Source organism: Pseudarthrobacter sp. S3 (assembly GCF_050156905.1).
Taxonomy (GTDB): domain Bacteria; phylum Actinomycetota; class Actinomycetes; order Actinomycetales; family Micrococcaceae; genus Arthrobacter.
This window is the reverse complement of the sequence record NZ_CP189583.1, coordinates 3,681,029-3,695,227: the sequence shown is the minus strand read 5'-3', so window position 1 is coordinate 3,695,227 and position 14,199 is coordinate 3,681,029. Positions and strand designations below refer to the sequence as shown.

Here is a 14,199-nt window from a genome sequence, read left to right as displayed (position 1 = left end):
TGAAAGTCTGTGTTCTTCGGTGGCTGAGCTTGGTGAAGCCCGATTTTTGGTGTGCTGAAGGAAGTTTTTGTCCAGATAACGCCGTGTAGAGGGGGAATTGAGGGCGTTATCTGGACAAAAACTATCGGTTGGTCGCTAGGCCTACTTGCGGCCGCTGAGCTGCAGGACCTGCTTGAAGAGGCCGGAGTGGTCGAGGCCGCCGTCGCCCTGGTTGACGGTTGCGGCGACGAGCTGTGCGACGACGGCGCCAAGCGGGACGGCGACATTGGCTTCGCGGGCTGCCGAGGTGACGATGCCGAGGTCCTTGTGGTGGAGGGCGAGGCGGAAGCCGGGGTCGAAGTTGCGGTCAAGCATCTTCTGGCCCTTCTGGTCGAGGACCTTGGAGCCGGCCAGGCCGCCGCCGAGGACCTTGAGGGCCGCGTCCGTATCCACACCGTAGGCCTCGAGGAAGGCGATCGCTTCGCCCAGGACCTGGATGTTGACGGCGACGATCAGCTGGTTGGCTGCCTTGACGGTCTGGCCGGAGCCGGACGGGCCGACGTGGACAATGGTCTTGCCGACGGCATTGAGGACGTCCTGCGCTGCCTCGAAATCGGCTGCCTCGCCGCCCACCATGATGGAGAGTGCGGCGTTGATGGCGCCCTGTTCGCCGCCGGATACCGGGGCGTCGAGGGGGCGGATGCCGGCCTCCTGGGCGTCGTCGGAGAGGCGCTTGGCAACGTCCGGGCGGATGCTGGACGCGTCGATCCAGAGGGTGCCCTTCTTCGCGTTGGCGAAGACGCCGTCCTTGCCGCTGACTACACCCTCAACGTCGGGGGAGTCCGGCACCATGGTGATGACGACGTCGGCGTCCTTCACGGCGTCCGCGATGCTCGTGGCACCCTGGCCGCCTTCGGAGACGAGCTTGTCGATCTTGTCCTGGCTGCGGTTGAAGCCGGTGACGGTGTGGCCGGCTTTGACCAGGTTGATGGCCATGGGCAGGCCCATGATTCCGAGTCCGATGACTGCAACGTTGCTCATTGTGGTTCCTTTACTGAAAGTCTGATGGTGGATTAGCGGGCGACGCGCTGGCGGATGGCCCAGGCGAACGCGGTTTCCGCCGGTTCCTTGTATTCGAGGCCGATGTAGCCGTCGTAGCCGAGTTCGCGGCTGCGGGCGATCCATTCGCCGAGAGGAAGCTCACCGGTTCCGGGAGCCCCGCGGCCGGGGTTGTCGGCTATCTGGATGTGGCCGAAGTCCTTTGCGTGCTTTTCGATGACGGTTGCGACATCGTCGCCATTGACTGCCAGGTGGTAGAAATCCGCGAGGAGCTTGATGTTCTCGACGCCGGATTCCGCCTTGACGCGGGCGATGACCTTGAGTGCGTCTTCGGCCGTGAGGAGCGGGTACTTGGGGGCGCCGCTGACGGGTTCGAGGAGGACGGTGCCGCCGATGCCCGCGACGCCGGCAGCTGCCGCGGCGAGGTTTTCGGCGCCGATGGCGTCCTGCTTGTCGGCCGATTCGCCGTCGATGCGGTTGCCGTAGAGGGCGTTGAAGGCCTTGCAGCCCAGACGCTCGCCGATGCCGGCAACGACGTCGATGTTGTCCAGGAATTCGGTGGAGCGGGCGGGCCAGGAAACCAGGCCGCGGTCGCCGCCGGGCATGTTGCCGGCGTTGAAGTTCAGGCCCGTGAGCTGGACGCCTGCGTCCTTGATCGCGTTCTCAAACCCGGTGACCTGGGCGTCCGTGGGGACGGAGGTCTCGAAGGGCCACCAGAACTCGACGGCGTCAAAGCCGGCAGCCTTTGCGGCTGCGGGGCGCTCAAGCAGGGGAAGCTCCGTCAAGAGGATGGAGCAGTTCACTGTGTACGTCATCGTAGGTCCTTCCGGGGAGGGGCTTTGATCTATCTTCCGCTGTCTTGACCCTATGTGGGTTTCCGCTTTGTGGAATTTAGATTCTGCTTTATGAAAAGTTTAGGGAAGGTGGACGCTGGAGTCAAGGGGAGTGTCGGGACGGGCGGGGGCTGGAAGAGGCCGGTGGGACTTGCCGCAGCTCAGAACGTCGCACGGCCGCCGGGACGCGTCGAATCCCGTTTGGGCTCCTTGCGGTCCCGCCGCGCGTAGGTGCGGGCCCTTTCGCTTGAGAGGGCGGGGATCAGCGGGATGTCCAGGGTGAGGCCGGGCAAGTTTGTCTTCAGTGTTCACGTAAATCCAGCGGGTCGACAGTAAGCCGTGTCGGCTTGTTTCCGCCTGGCCGGGCCAGCCATTGCCACGGAACCCCGATCAGACCTGAGGAGAGGATCGGAACCGGGGCAACACCGGCGCTCGTGGGATATTTCGGGCGATAGCCTGAACATTGGACCCAGCCCCACCCGGAACGAGGATTTCCCCATGGTCACACGTGCCGACATCGACGAAGCCGCTGCCCGGATTGCCGGGCGGATCCGCATCACGCCCGTGCTGGCGGCAGACCGCGGCCCATTCCCGGACGACGTGTGGTTCAAGTGCGAGTTCATGCAGCACACCGGCACCTTCAAGGCCCGGGGCGCGTTCAACCGGGTCCTGGCCTGCCGGGAGCGCGGCGAACTGAAGGACGACGTGGGCATCGTGGTGGCCTCCGGCGGCAACGCCGGCCTCGCCAACGCCTACGCCGCCGCGGCAGTCGGCGTCCCGGCCACCGTATTCGTTCCCGAGACCGCCCCGGCCGTGAAGGTCAAGAAGCTCTGGGCCATCGGCGCCAACGTCATCCAGCACGGGGCCGAATACTCCGAGGCGTACAACGCCGCGATGGCCTACGCCGCCGAGACCGGCGCGGTCTACTGCCATGCCTACGACCAACCCGAGATCGCTGCCGGCGCCGGCACCATCGGAACCGAGCTGCTGACGCAGCTGGGTCACGTGGACACCGTAGTGGTGGCCGTGGGCGGTGGCGGGCTCATGGCGGGGGTCGCGGCCGCCGTGGAGGGCCGGGCCAAAGTGGTGGGCGTCGAGTCTGAATCCACGCCCACCCTCCATGCCGCGCTCGCGGCCGGGGCACCCGTGGACGTGGCCGTCTCCGGGATCGCCGCGGACTCCCTGGGGGCCCGGCAGATCGGCCGGATCGGCTTCGAAGTGGCCGTCCGTACCGGCGTCCGCGCCGTGCTGGTCACCGACGAGGACATCGTTGCCGCCCGCTCACTGCTGTGGGAGCAGTACCGCATCATCGTGGAGCACGGCGCGGCCACGGCCTTCGCCGCCCTGCACTCCGGCGCCTATGTTCCGGCGGACGGGGAACGCGTTGCCGTGATCCTCTGCGGGGCCAACACGGATCCCGCCACGGTCTGAGGCCGGCGCGTGCCCTGAGGCCCTACTGATCGACCACAGCCACGTCCCTGCCGTTGAGCGGCTGGACCGGCCGGTTGTTGCCCGCGTGCGCCGCGCGCAGTGCGGCGAGTTGCCCGGCTCCCAGCTCGACGGTGGTCTCGAGGAGCAGCCAGCGCACGCCTTCCGAGCAGGGCGGTGTGGTCAGGCTGCCGTCATACGCGACATGGTCCAGTGACGCCGGGAACAGTGCCGGGAAGTCCACGACGCCGGCCGCCACCTTCTGCCCATCGGCTGCGGCAGGCACACCGTCCGTGAACGGCGCCCACGCCGCATTGGTAGCCCCAACAGTGGCGAGGATCCCGATCACGGCAAGCCCGCCGTCGTCGGCCTGGTGGACGAAATGGAACTCGGCCTCGTAGCGGACGCCCTCCAGCGTGTGCTCGGACGGTGCGTGGAAGTGCATCTGCTTGAAGTCATACTGCTTGCCCTCCACTGTTATGCCCTGGGCCGTGCGGGCGCGCAGCTCGGTGGTGTGGCCGTTGTCGGTCATCTCGCCCTCCGAAGCCGAATAGGCCAGCGTGATCGGCGCCGGCCTAATGCCGGAAGCACCTCCGACGTCGATGGGGGACTGGGCGGTGCCGGAAGAGCAGGAACCGAAATCGGAGCTCAACGCGCCCCAGTGATCGGGGCCTTCGGCGCCGTCGTAGGACCAGGCGTGGGGCGCTGCGGGGGTGGCCGGCGAGGGTGCCGGGACCCCGGCGGCGGGCTTGCCGCAGCCGGTGATCAGTGCCACCAGCCCCAGGCCGGATCCAACGAGCAAAGACTTCCTGGTCATTATTGTGGCGCTGCGCATTTCCATCCTTCGGGTCGTGTAAGTCCGTACCGGAGAGCCCGGCCGGACCTACGACGACTATCACGGGGCCCGGTGGCAGGTCTTGTCACAGAGCCTCGCTGCAGGATGTGACCCACGGTGTTGCCGGGGTGCAGGTTCCCGAAGGGGTCCCGGGCTACAGAACCTTCTCCAGGAACGACCGGATGCGCGGGTTGGTGTTGCTTTCGGCGAAGAACTCTTCCGGCGGGAGGTCGGCGGCGATCTTTCCGCCGTCGATGAACACCACACGGTCCGCCACTTTGCGGGCAAAGCCCATTTCGTGGGTGACCACCACCATGGTCATGCCGTCGGCGGCGAGGCCGGCCATGACATCCAGGACGTCATGGACCACTTCGGGGTCCAGGGCGCTGGTGGGTTCGTCGAAGAGCATCACTTTGGGGTTCATGGCCACGGCGCGGGCGATCGCGATGCGCTGCTTCTGGCCGCCGGAGAGTCGGTTCGGGTAGACGTGCGCCCGGTGGGTCATGTTGACTTTTTCGAGCAGTTCCATGGCGCGTGCTTCCGCGTCCTTTTTGCTGACCTTCAGAACATCCATCTGCGGAAGCATGACGTTTTTCAGGGCCGTCATGTTGGGGAACAGGTTGAACTGCTGGAACACCATACCCATGCGGGAGCGCAGGCGGTCCAGGTCCACTTTCGGCGCCAGGAGGTCCTCGCCGTCGAATACAACGTGTCCGGAGGTGGGCGTCTCGAGTAGGTTCAGGCAGCGCAGGAAGGTGGACTTGCCGCCGCCGCTGGGGCCGATGACGGCGACAACTTCGCCGGGCTCGATGGTGAAGTCGATGCCTTTGAGGACGTGGTGGTCACCGTAGGACTTGGTGATGTCTTTCGTTTCCAGGAGTGCCATTAGATGTAAACCGCCATCTTCTTCTCGATTGCGTTTGCGGCCAGGCCGATGATGTTTGTGAGGACGTAGTACACCAGGCCGATGAAGACGTACACGGTCAGTGCATCGAAGGTGCGGGAAATGATGGTCTGACCCACCAGGAACAGTTCGCTGATGGTCACGAAGGACACCAGCGCGGAGTTCTTGGTCAGGGAGACGAACTCGTTCCCGAGCGGCGGGAGCATGCGCAGGAAGGCCTGCGGGATGATCACGTGGCGCAGGGCGGAGGCTGAACTCATGCCGCAGGACCGGGCGGCTTCCATCTGGCCCTTGTCAACGGACTGGATAGCGCCGCGGACGATTTCCGTGACATAGGAGCCGCTGTAGAGGCCCAGGGCCAGGATGCCGGCCACCATCGGGGAGAGCTGGATGCCCAGCTGCGGCAGGCCGAAGTAGATGAAGAACAGCTGGACGATGAACGGGGTGCCGCGGACCACGGAGACGTACACCTTGCCGATCCAGCGGATGGGCCGGATGTGCGAGAGCTTGGCGAAGCCGCCCAGCATGCCGAACAGCAGGCTCAGGGCCAGTGACAGCGCGATGATCTGCAACGTGGTTCCCAGGCCCTGCATGAGCGGGCCCCAGGAGTTGGTGATCGAGGAGACGTTGAAGAGGCTGTGCTCCTTGGTGGGCCCGGTGGCGGTGCTGGATTCGTCGCCGAACCACTTGGCGGTGGCCTTGGTAAAGTCGCCGGATGACTGCATGTCCTTCAGTGCCGTGTTGAACGCCTCGCGGATGTCCGAATCACTTTTCTGGAACGCGAAACCGTAGTTCTCATTCGTCAGGCGCTCGCCGACCTGCTTCAGGCCGCCCTGCTCGTGGATGAAGTACCGGCCGCCGGGCTGCCCGGTGACCACGGCGTCGGCCTGGCCGAGTTTGACCGAGGAAAACATCTGGTCGTTGGTCTGGACCTGGACCAGTTCGGCCTGCGGCTGGTTCTGGCGCAGCCACTCCACGGACTTGGTGCCTACCTGCACGGCAACCTTCTTGCCGGCGAGGTCCGCGAGCGTCTTGACGGTGTCGTTGGACGTGGAAACGAACATGCCCAGGCCGCCGGGGTAGTAGATCTCGGAGAAGTCCACCACCTTGGCGCGTTCGGGGCTGATGTAGATGGCGGAAGCGCCGACGTCGATCTGGTTTGCCTGCAGTGCCGGGACGATGTTGCCGAACGGCATCTGCACAAACTCGACGTTCTTGATGCCGGACTTGGACGCGAGCTCCCGCACAACGTCGATGTCGAAGCCGATCTTGGTGCCGTTGGCATCGGTGAATTCAAACGGCGGGAAGGAGGCGTCGGTGCCGACCTTGAGGGTGCTCTTGCCCGAGCGCAGGTCTGCCATCTTTCCGGCCGACGGGGTCGCCGGGGTCGTCTCGGCCCGGGCTGCCGGCGCGGCCAGCCCCAGCAACACGGCCAGAAGGGCAGCCGTCGTGGCAGCCCATCCGAATCGCGGGAATCGGTTCTTCATCTGTGCTCGTTTCTGGGGAGGGGAGTCGGACGTCCGGCTACGCATGCCGGTGCCCGGATCGCTCGGTGGCGATGGTGTGGATGAGGCGTGCGGCCGTGCGGGCGGTGCGGGAGTCGACGTCGAATGTGGGGTTCAGTTCAACGACGTCGACGACGGTGAGCTTGGGGGAGCGGGCCAGGTGACGGCATACGTCCAAGACAACGGAAAGGGGAACCCCGTACGACGCCGGTGCGCTGACGCCGGGGGCGACGTACGCGGGAAGGACATCGAGGTCGATCGTCAGGTAGAGGACGTCCACGGAGTCGATGAAGTCCTGCGTGAACTGGCGGACCTGCTCAACCCTGGACTCGGTGCATTCCTCGTCCAGGAGGTACTTGACGCCGAGGTCCCGGGCTGTCTGGAACAGTGCCTCGGTGTTGCCGGGCTGGCTGATGCCCAGCACCGTGTAGTTGAACCCGTGCCCCAGGGCTTGCTCGGCCGCGGCCACTTGCCGGAACGGGGTGCCCGACGACGGGACCTCTTCGGCGCGCAGGTCGAAGTGCGCGTCCAGGTTGATGATGCCGACGCGGCGTCCATCGGTGACCTGGCTTGCGCGCAGGCCCGTGTAGGTCCCGAAGGCGGTTTCGTGGCCGCCTCCCAGGATGACAGGCAGGTGGCCTGCGTCCAGGGCCAGGCAGACGGCCGCGCCGAGGCGCTTTTGGCCGTCCTCGAGGTTTCCGTCCACAACGCTGGTGTCGCCAAGGTCATGAACCACGAGGTTCGCCGGGGCCGCCATGGGGGCGAGGGCGGAGCGGATGCTTGCAGGACCGTCGACGGCGCCGACCCGGCCCTTGTTCCGCCGGACGCCTTCATCGCTGCGGAATCCCAGGATGGCGATCCCGGCAGCGCCCGTCTGGACAGCGCCGTTCTGGACCGTGCCAGCCTGGGCCGTGCCGGCCTGGGCCGTCTTCACTGCGTGGTGCCAGCGCCGGTGTTCCGGGCCGGGACCGTCGTCGCGGCCCGTCCACGTGTGTTGGATGGTGGGGTTGGTCATCGGGATCCTTCTCCATGTCCGAGCGCCAATGCGGCGTCACGGGTGCTTGCTATGAGTTGCTTTTCGCGCCGGATCGCCCGGTCCGCGGGAGCCATGGTGCTGACGGCACCCAAAAGCCGGCCGCCGTCGTCGAGCACGGGGAAACTGACGCCCCAGACGCCGGCATCCACCGCCCCGTAGCTGAGGCCGAAGCCGCGGTCCTGAACGATCTGGAGCTCGTGGTTCAGGTCCTCTGCGTCCTCCTGGCTCAGTCCAAGGCCTGCCACGATCCTGCCCTGTTCCTGGGGGTCCAGATGCGCGAGCAGGGCCAGCGCGCTGGCGCCCCTGAGCAGGGGGAGTGAGCGGCCCGGCGAGTAGCTGCAGCGCAGCATCTGCGGGCCCTCGATGGCATCCACGCAGAGTGCCTCAGCACCGCGGACCACCAGGTAGGCGGCCAGTTCCTGGGTCTCATCGGACAGCAGCTGTAATTGCTCCGAGATGCGGCCCTTGACCATGGCTTCCTGGTGGAAGTTGGCGGCGAGGCGCAGCGTTTCCGGGCCAGCGCTGTACTGGCCGCGGCGCCGGGTCTGCGCCACCAGCCCGGACTGCATCAGGAGTGCAAGGTGCCGGTACACGGCGCTGGTGGGGATGCCCGTCGTTTTAGTGATCTGGGCTGCAGTCAGGGTCCGGTGCCTCGCGAATTCGAGCAGGATGTCAACGAACCGCGAGGCGTTGCCTTCCGATATCACGGAATGGCTCGGATCTGTGTGCATAAAAGCGACGTTAGTGGCTGGAATCACAGACAGCCTTAAGATGTTCCCATAGGGTGGGAATTTATTTTCCGCCGGGTGGGAACTGGCCGTTAACCTGAAGTTACGTTGGTCCTTTCCTCGTTTTCCTTCTGGATTCCGGGGGAAGGACCATTTTTGTACCGACATTTGTAGCCACTAAATTATTTTGAAAATCTCTTCACTTCGACCGCGGTGAAGCGTATTGTCGGGGTATGACCAAGGCAGCGCCTGCCATGCATGTAGCCGTGAATACTTCCCGCCGGACGAACAAGTCCGGGGTGGAGGTCGAGTACCGCTCAGTGCTGCTGCGCCGCTCCTTCCGGGAGGACGGGAAGGTCAAACACGAAACCCTCGCCAACCTCTCGGCGCTGCCGGCTCCAGCCATTGACACGCTGAAGGCGTCGTTGGCGGGCAAGACGATGGTGGAGGCCGGAGTGGCGTTGCAGATCACCCGCTCCCTGCCCCACGGCCATATCGAAGCCGTGTACGCCATGGCCCGAGGACTCGGGTTCGAGGCGATGGTGGGGCCAGCGTGCCGGGAACGGGATCTGGTCATGGCGTTGCTGGCCGCACGGATCTGCGCGCCGTCCTCGAAGCTGGCGACCCTGTCCTGGTTCGCCGACTCTACCCTCGGGGCTGACCTGGGGCCGGTGAGCACCGATGACCTGTACCGGGCCATGGACTGGCTCGGCACCCGCCAAGCACAGATTGAAAAAGCCTTGGTCCTCACCTATCTGCGCCCGGAGGCGAACCCGGAGAAACTGGCCCTGTTTGATCTTTCCTCCTCGTGGGTGACCGGCACCCACAACCCCCTGGCCGCGCATGGCTATTCCCGGGACAAAAAGCGCGGGGTGGAGCAGATTGAGTACGGGATGCTGGCCACCCGTGCCGGGATCCCCGTCACGGTCCGCGTGTTACCGGGGAACACGGCGGATCCGACCGCTTTCATTGCCATCGCTAAGGAAATCCAGGCCCTCGCCGGGGTGGAAGACATGGTCATGGTCGGGGACCGGGGCATGATCACCTCCGCCCGCATCCAGGACCTGAAAAACACCGCCCTGGGCTGGGTCAGCGCCCTGCGCAACACCGCCATCCAGGCCCTCGCCGAGGACCAGGGCCCCTTGCAAATGAGCCTGTTCGATCAGCAGAACCTCGCCGAAATCAGCCACCCGGACTACCCGGGGGAACGGCTGATCGCCTGCTACAACCCCGCCCTGGCTTCCCTGCGCAAACACAAGCGCGAAGAGCTCCTTGACGTGACCGAAGAACGGTTGAAAACCATCCAGAAAGCCGTGACCGCGGGCCGGCTCAAGGACGCCGGGAAGACCGGGCTCAGAGTCGGGAAAACCCTGGGGAAGAACAATATGGCCAAGCACTTCACCCTCACCATCACCGACACCACCCTGGCCTGGGAACGGAACCCGGAAACCATCGCCAGGGAAGCCGATCTGGATGGGATCTATGTCATCCGCACCAGCGTCAACGAGGACACCATGGGCGCCGCCGAGACGGTCCGGGTTTACAAGTCCCTGGCGAACGTGGAAAAGATTTTCAAAACCCTCAAATCCCAGGACCTGCACATCCGCCCGATCTACCACCACACCGAGGAACGCACCCGCGCCCACGTGTTCCTCTGCATGCTCGCCGGGCACCTGACCTGGCACCTGCGTCAGGCCCTCACACCCCTGACCTTCACCGACGAAGACCGGCCCGTCCCCGAGGAGCCCGTCGCCTCCGTGCACCGCTCCACCGCCGCCGCACGGAAGGCCAGCACCCGCACCCTGGACGACGGCACCCCGGCGCGCTCCTACCAAGCCCTTCTCCGCCACCTCGGCACCAGGACCAGAAACACCATGAAAATGACCGGCACCACCGGCACCTTCGAGCTACTCGCCGCGCCCACCGAAACCCAGCACCAAGCCCTAAACCTCATCCACGACCACGCCACCAACCACAGAAAGTAGCCAGACACCCCAAACCAAAAGACAGGAAGATCCCCGGCAACCCGGGGATCTTCCTGTCTTAACTCACGTAACTTCAGGTTAACGCAAAATCGCCGGAACCGTGTCCGGGTCGCCGCAAATTTGCAGCGACCCGGCATGGTTCCGGCGATTTAGGCGGCCGGCCACTAAAGAGGCGGGCCGGTAAGCGGCGGCCTAGGTGAGGCGGATCTGGCGGTTCATGTCCTTGTAGAGCAGGTAGCGGAACTCGCCCGGGCCGCCCGCGTAGCAAGCCTGCGGGCAGAAGGCGCGCAGCCACATGAAGTCGCCGGCCTCCACCTCAACCCAGTCGTTGTTGAGCAGGTACATGGCCTTGCCCTCCAGCACGTACAGGCCGTGCTCCATGACGTGGGTCTCCGGGAACGGGATGACCCCGCCCGGCTGGAACGTCACGATGTTCACCTGCATGTCATGGGCCAGGTCGCTGGAATCCGTGAAGCGGGTGGTTTTCCAGGCGCCGTCGGTGTCCGGCATCGCGGTGGGTTCCACCTCGGAATCACTGGTGACGAAGGACTTGGCCTCGTAACCCTCGAGCCGCTCATAGGCCTTGCGGATCCATTGGAAGGAAACGACGTCGTCTGAGACGTTTTCCAGGCCCCAGGTGGCACCGGCGGCCAGGTAGGCGTAGCCGCCTTCCTCGAGCTGGTGCAGTTCGCCGTCGAGCGTCAGGTTGACTTTGCCCTTGGTGACGAAGATGACCCCTTCGACGCCTGCCTCAAACTCGGCCTTGGGGGCGCCGCCGCCGGGGCCGATCTCCACGATCAGCTGGGAGAACGTGGTGGCGAACCCGGAGATCGGCCGGGCCAGGATCCAGGACCGGGTGTTGCTGAAACCGGGCAGGGTGCTGGTCACGATGTCCGTCATGACGCCCTTGGGGATGACCGTGTAGGCCTCCGTGACGATTGCCCGTTCCGTGGTCAGATGCGTCTGCGGCGGCAGGCCGCCCTGTGGGGTGTAGTACTTGCCCATCGTGGGATCCTTACTTCGAAGTGGTGTGTGCCAGCCGCGGGTGCGCCAGCGCGGTCAGCTGGGAAAGTTCGACGCCGGCGAGCGCCTGGACCTCTTCGGTCCCCACTGCGCCGCATTGGACGCCGCGCAGGACAAAGGCGGCCAGGGCCCGGGCGGTGGCGGGTTCGTCCATGACCCCGCCTTCGGTGTGGTCGACATAGTTGCGGAGGCGTGCCGCGGCGGCCGGGAGGCCCTCGCGGTAGAACGCATACGTGGCTGCGAACCGGCTGGGCAGCTGGGCAGCATGCAGGTCCCAGCCCTGGTAGTAGCCCCGCTCCAGCGAACGCCGGACGAGCCGTCCGTGCAGCTTCCAGGCATCTTCGACCGCGTCACCCACCGGGATGATGTTGGTGGAACCGTCCGAGAGGCGGATACCCGTGCCCGCAACGGCCAGCTGCATGACTTCCTTGGCGAAGTCCGCCACCGGGTGCTCCATGGACTGGTACTCGGCCGAGATCTGCAGCGACGCGGAGTAGTCGTAGGTGCCGTAGTGCAGGGCGCTGATGCGCCCCGGAACCACGTGCGGCAACTGCGCCACGGGGGAGGTGCCGTCCGGCCCGAGGATCAGCTGCGGCGTTTCCACCTGCACCTCGAAGCGGAGCCGGCCGGCGGGAAGACCGTGGACTTCCTCCAGCCGGGACACAGCAAAGTCCATTGCCTGGACCTGGGCCACGGTTGTGACCTTGGGCAGGGTCAGGATGAGCCCGGCAGGCAGTTCGCCGGCCTGCGCGAGCGTGGAGACGAACAGGTCAAGGGTTTTCAGGCCGCGGGCCCTGGTGGGCGCCTCGAAGCACTTGAACCGGATGCCGATGAACGGCGGTGCGGTGCCGGCGGCAACTGCTTCGCTGACAGCCCGGGCCGCGGCAACCGTGGCAGCGTCCTCTGCTTCGTCGCCGCGGTCGCCGTAGCCATCCTCGAAGTCGAGGCGCAGGTCCTCGATCGGTTCGGTGCGCAGCTTGGCCGCGACCCGCGAGGCTACTGCCCCGGCGAGTTCGGCGTCCTGGCCCAGCAGCGCGCCGAGCTTCTCGAACCCGCCGTGTGCCTCCGCAGTCGTGAGCGCCTGGGCGCCCCAGTCGGCAGCGAACGACGGCGTGAAACGGTCCGCCGGCACGTACACGGTGTGCACTGGCTGGCGGGTGCCGTCGTCGCCCGGGTAGTTCCGTTCCAGCAGCTGGTCGGTAGCGGCCAGCTGTGCGTCGATGGCGGCGAGGTCCGCCGCTGAGAGCGACGGCGTGGGGGAGACCGCCATGCCTCAGCCCACCAGTTCGTAGGCCGGGGTGGTGAGGAAGTCCGTGTAGTCCTCGGACAGGCAGATCTCGGCGATCAGCTTGCTGGCGGGCTGGTAGTACCGGCGGAACGCCTCGTCCCCGAATTCGGTCCGGAGCCGCTCCGTTTCCTCGCCCAGGATCTTTTCCACCAGTTCCCGGGTGACGGTGTTTCCGGTATCCGCCAGAACGGACTTGTTGCGGATCTGCTGCCACACCTGCGAGCGGGAGATCTCGGCGGTGGCGGCGTCCTCCATCAGGTTGTGGATGGCCACGGCGCCGTTTCCGGAGAGCCAGACCGCGGTGTAGGCGACGGCGACATACAGGTTCAGCCGCAGCCCGCTTTCGGTGACCTGGCCGTCGGCCGAGGCGATGTCCAGCAGCTGGTCCGCCGTGACCGAAACGTCGGGGCGCTGCTTGTCCAGCTGGTTGGCGCGCTCGCCGAGCACGGCGTCGAACACCTCGCGGCAGGTGGGGACCAGGTCCGGGTGGGCCACCCAGGAGCCGTCGAACCCGTCGTTGGCCTCACGGGTCTTGTCCGCGCGGACCTTGGCGAAGGCGGCCTCGGTGACCTCCGGGTGGCGGCGGTTGGGGATGACGGCGGCCATGCCGCCCATGGCGAAGGCGCCGCGCTTGTGGCAGGTCTTCACCAGCAGCTCGGTGTAGGCGCGCATAAACGGTGCGGTCATGACCACCGAGGCGCGGTCCGGGAGTACAAATTCCTCGCCGGCGTCCCGGAAGTACTTGATGATGCTGAACAGGTAGTCCCAGCGTCCGGCGTTCAGGCCTGAGGCGTGGTCCCGGAGTTCGTAGAGGAGCTCGTCCATTTCGAAGGCGGCCGGGATGGTTTCGATCAGCATGGTGGCGCGGATGCTGCCCTGCGGGATGCCGAGGAAGTCCTGGGCGAAGACGAACACCTCGTTCCAGAGGCGGGCCTCGAGGTGCGATTCCATCTTGGGCAGGTAGTAGTACGGGCCGTGGCCGTTGAGGAGCAACTGCTTGGCCGTGTGGAAGAAGTGCAGGCCGAAGTCCACCAGCGCACCCACCGCGGGTTCGCCGTCGATCAGCAGGTGCTTTTCCGGCATGTGCCAGCCGCGCGGACGGGCCACCACAACGGCGAGCGGAGCGTCAGTGCGGAGCTTGTACTCCTTGCCTTCGGGCGACGTGAAAGCCAAGGTGCCCGTTGCGGCGTCACGCAGGTTCAGGATGGCGTCGATGACGTTGGCCCATGTGGGCGTGCTGGCGTCCTCAAGGTCCGCCAGCCAGACCTTGGCGCCGGAGTTCAGGGCGTTGATGGCCATTTTGGCCGGGGTGGCCGGGCCGGTCATCTCGACGCGGCGGTCACGCAGCGCGGCGGGTGCCTCGGCGACCTTCCAGTCGCCGTCGCGGATTTCCTGCGTCTCCGGAAGGAAGTCCAGGCGGCTGGTGCGGGCCACGCCGTCGCGCTTGGCCTGGCGGGCCTCGAGCAGCCGGTTGCGCGTGCCGGCGAAGCGCCGGTGCAGCTCCTCCAGGAAGGCCAGGGCCTTCGGGGTGAGGATCTGTTCCGCGCGGTCGACCGGCTGGCGGTCGGTGACAGTGATAGCCATATTCGTAAGTCC

At 65.9% G+C, this 14,199-nt stretch carries 13 protein-coding genes; 2 read left to right on the top strand and 11 right to left on the bottom strand.

The annotated features are described in order from the left end of the window. Positions 1–141: 141 nt before the first annotated feature. The 3 genes from ACQCSV_RS17760 to ACQCSV_RS17750 form a co-directional block, all read right to left on the bottom strand. On the bottom strand, positions 142–1,164 hold the full coding sequence (locus ACQCSV_RS17760) for a 2-hydroxy-3-oxopropionate reductase (protein WP_354154486.1): 1,023 nt from the start codon (positions 1,162–1,164) through the stop codon (positions 142–144). Further along, on the bottom strand, positions 1,053–1,853 hold the full coding sequence (locus tag ACQCSV_RS17755; RefSeq protein WP_354154487.1) for a TIM barrel protein: 801 nt from the start codon (positions 1,851–1,853) through the stop codon (positions 1,053–1,055). Before ACQCSV_RS17755 ends, ACQCSV_RS17760 begins: the two co-directional genes overlap by 112 nt. Before the next feature lie 179 nt (positions 1,854–2,032). Then, entirely contained in the window at positions 2,033–2,164 is a 132-nt protein-coding gene (locus ACQCSV_RS17750; protein WP_354222540.1) for a hypothetical protein, read from the bottom strand. A gap of 205 nt (positions 2,165–2,369) precedes the next feature. Here ACQCSV_RS17750 and ACQCSV_RS17745 point away from each other — a divergent pair, with 205 nt between their 5' ends. Next, the gene (locus ACQCSV_RS17745; RefSeq protein WP_354154488.1) at positions 2,370–3,302 is read left to right on the top strand and encodes a threonine/serine dehydratase; all 933 of its coding nucleotides are present in this window, start codon (positions 2,370–2,372) and stop codon (positions 3,300–3,302) included. 22 nt (positions 3,303–3,324) lie between these two features. On the opposite strand, the gene ACQCSV_RS17740 is transcribed toward ACQCSV_RS17745, so the two are convergent. From ACQCSV_RS17740 to ACQCSV_RS17720, 5 genes are all read right to left on the bottom strand, one after another. Next, a complete protein-coding gene (locus tag ACQCSV_RS17740; RefSeq protein ID WP_426938895.1) occupies positions 3,325–4,134 on the bottom strand; it encodes a carbonic anhydrase in 810 nt (269 codons plus the stop codon). A 154-nt stretch (positions 4,135–4,288) separates the two neighbouring features. Continuing rightward, positions 4,289–5,020 (bottom strand): amino acid ABC transporter ATP-binding protein, encoded by a 732-nt coding sequence (locus ACQCSV_RS17735; protein ID WP_426938894.1) that lies wholly within the window; start codon positions 5,018–5,020, stop codon positions 4,289–4,291. Continuing rightward, positions 5,020–6,525, bottom strand: coding sequence for an ABC transporter substrate-binding protein/permease (locus tag ACQCSV_RS17730; protein ID WP_354222534.1), 1,506 nt, complete (start codon positions 6,523–6,525; stop codon positions 5,020–5,022). Before ACQCSV_RS17730 ends, ACQCSV_RS17735 begins: the two co-directional genes overlap by 1 nt. 37 nt (positions 6,526–6,562) lie before the next feature. Next, positions 6,563–7,558: a formimidoylglutamase gene (hutG, locus tag ACQCSV_RS17725; RefSeq protein ID WP_354222532.1), complete on the bottom strand. Its 996-nt coding sequence runs from the start codon at positions 7,556–7,558 to the stop codon at positions 6,563–6,565. Beyond that, positions 7,555–8,310: an IclR family transcriptional regulator domain-containing protein gene (locus tag ACQCSV_RS17720; RefSeq protein WP_354222530.1), complete on the bottom strand. Its 756-nt coding sequence runs from the start codon at positions 8,308–8,310 to the stop codon at positions 7,555–7,557. The genes hutG and ACQCSV_RS17720 overlap by 4 nt, the downstream gene beginning before the upstream one ends. 230 nt (positions 8,311–8,540) lie before the next feature. Here ACQCSV_RS17720 and ACQCSV_RS17715 point away from each other — a divergent pair, with 230 nt between their 5' ends. Further along, positions 8,541–10,292 carry an IS1634 family transposase gene (locus ACQCSV_RS17715; RefSeq protein WP_354224856.1) on the top strand — a complete coding sequence of 584 codons (1,752 nt, stop codon included), beginning with the start codon at positions 8,541–8,543 and terminating at the stop codon, positions 10,290–10,292. A gap of 192 nt (positions 10,293–10,484) precedes the next feature. On the opposite strand, the gene ACQCSV_RS17710 is transcribed toward ACQCSV_RS17715, so the two are convergent. The 3 genes from ACQCSV_RS17710 to aceB are packed head-to-tail and all read right to left on the bottom strand — an operon-like array spanning position 10,485 to position 14,187. Continuing rightward, positions 10,485–11,297 (bottom strand): bifunctional allantoicase/(S)-ureidoglycine aminohydrolase, encoded by an 813-nt coding sequence (locus ACQCSV_RS17710; protein WP_354222528.1) that lies wholly within the window; start codon positions 11,295–11,297, stop codon positions 10,485–10,487. A gap of 10 nt (positions 11,298–11,307) precedes the next feature. Beyond that, positions 11,308–12,585 carry a DUF6986 family protein gene (locus ACQCSV_RS17705; RefSeq protein ID WP_354222526.1) on the bottom strand — a complete coding sequence of 426 codons (1,278 nt, stop codon included), beginning with the start codon at positions 12,583–12,585 and terminating at the stop codon, positions 11,308–11,310. Between the two features lie 3 nt (positions 12,586–12,588). Then, positions 12,589–14,187, bottom strand: a complete 1,599-nt coding sequence (gene aceB / locus ACQCSV_RS17700; RefSeq protein WP_354154496.1) for a malate synthase A — start codon at positions 14,185–14,187, stop codon at positions 12,589–12,591. Positions 14,188–14,199: the final 12 nt, after the last annotated feature.

What these genes read in the sequence shown, in the direction of transcription:
- ACQCSV_RS17760 (WP_354154486.1), bottom strand. Translation starts at nt 1,164, where the DNA reads ATGGATCGCCCGCAGCCGCGAACTCGGCTACGACGGCTACATCGGCCT.
- ACQCSV_RS17755 (WP_354154487.1), bottom strand. Translation starts at nt 1,853, where the DNA reads ATGACGTACACAGTGAACTGCTCCATCCTCTTGACGGAGCTTCCCCTG.
- ACQCSV_RS17745 (WP_354154488.1), top strand. Translation starts at nt 2,370, where the DNA reads ATGGTCACACGTGCCGACATCGACGAAGCCGCTGCCCGGATTGCCGGG.
- ACQCSV_RS17740 (WP_426938895.1), bottom strand. Translation starts at nt 4,134, where the DNA reads ATGCGCAGCGCCACAATAATGACCAGGAAGTCTTTGCTCGTTGGATCC.
- ACQCSV_RS17735 (WP_426938894.1), bottom strand. Translation starts at nt 5,020, where the DNA reads ATGGCACTCCTGGAAACGAAAGACATCACCAAGTCCTACGGTGACCAC.
- ACQCSV_RS17730 (WP_354222534.1), bottom strand. Translation starts at nt 6,525, where the DNA reads ATGAAGAACCGATTCCCGCGATTCGGATGGGCTGCCACGACGGCTGCC.
- hutG (WP_354222532.1), bottom strand. Translation starts at nt 7,558, where the DNA reads ATGACCAACCCCACCATCCAACACACGTGGACGGGCCGCGACGACGGT.
- ACQCSV_RS17720 (WP_354222530.1), bottom strand. Translation starts at nt 8,310, where the DNA reads ATGCACACAGATCCGAGCCATTCCGTGATATCGGAAGGCAACGCCTCG.
- ACQCSV_RS17715 (WP_354224856.1), top strand. Translation starts at nt 8,541, where the DNA reads ATGACCAAGGCAGCGCCTGCCATGCATGTAGCCGTGAATACTTCCCGC.
- ACQCSV_RS17710 (WP_354222528.1), bottom strand. Translation starts at nt 11,297, where the DNA reads ATGGGCAAGTACTACACCCCACAGGGCGGCCTGCCGCCGCAGACGCAT.
- ACQCSV_RS17705 (WP_354222526.1), bottom strand. Translation starts at nt 12,585, where the DNA reads ATGGCGGTCTCCCCCACGCCGTCGCTCTCAGCGGCGGACCTCGCCGCC.
- aceB (WP_354154496.1), bottom strand. Translation starts at nt 14,187, where the DNA reads ATGGCTATCACTGTCACCGACCGCCAGCCGGTCGACCGCGCGGAACAG.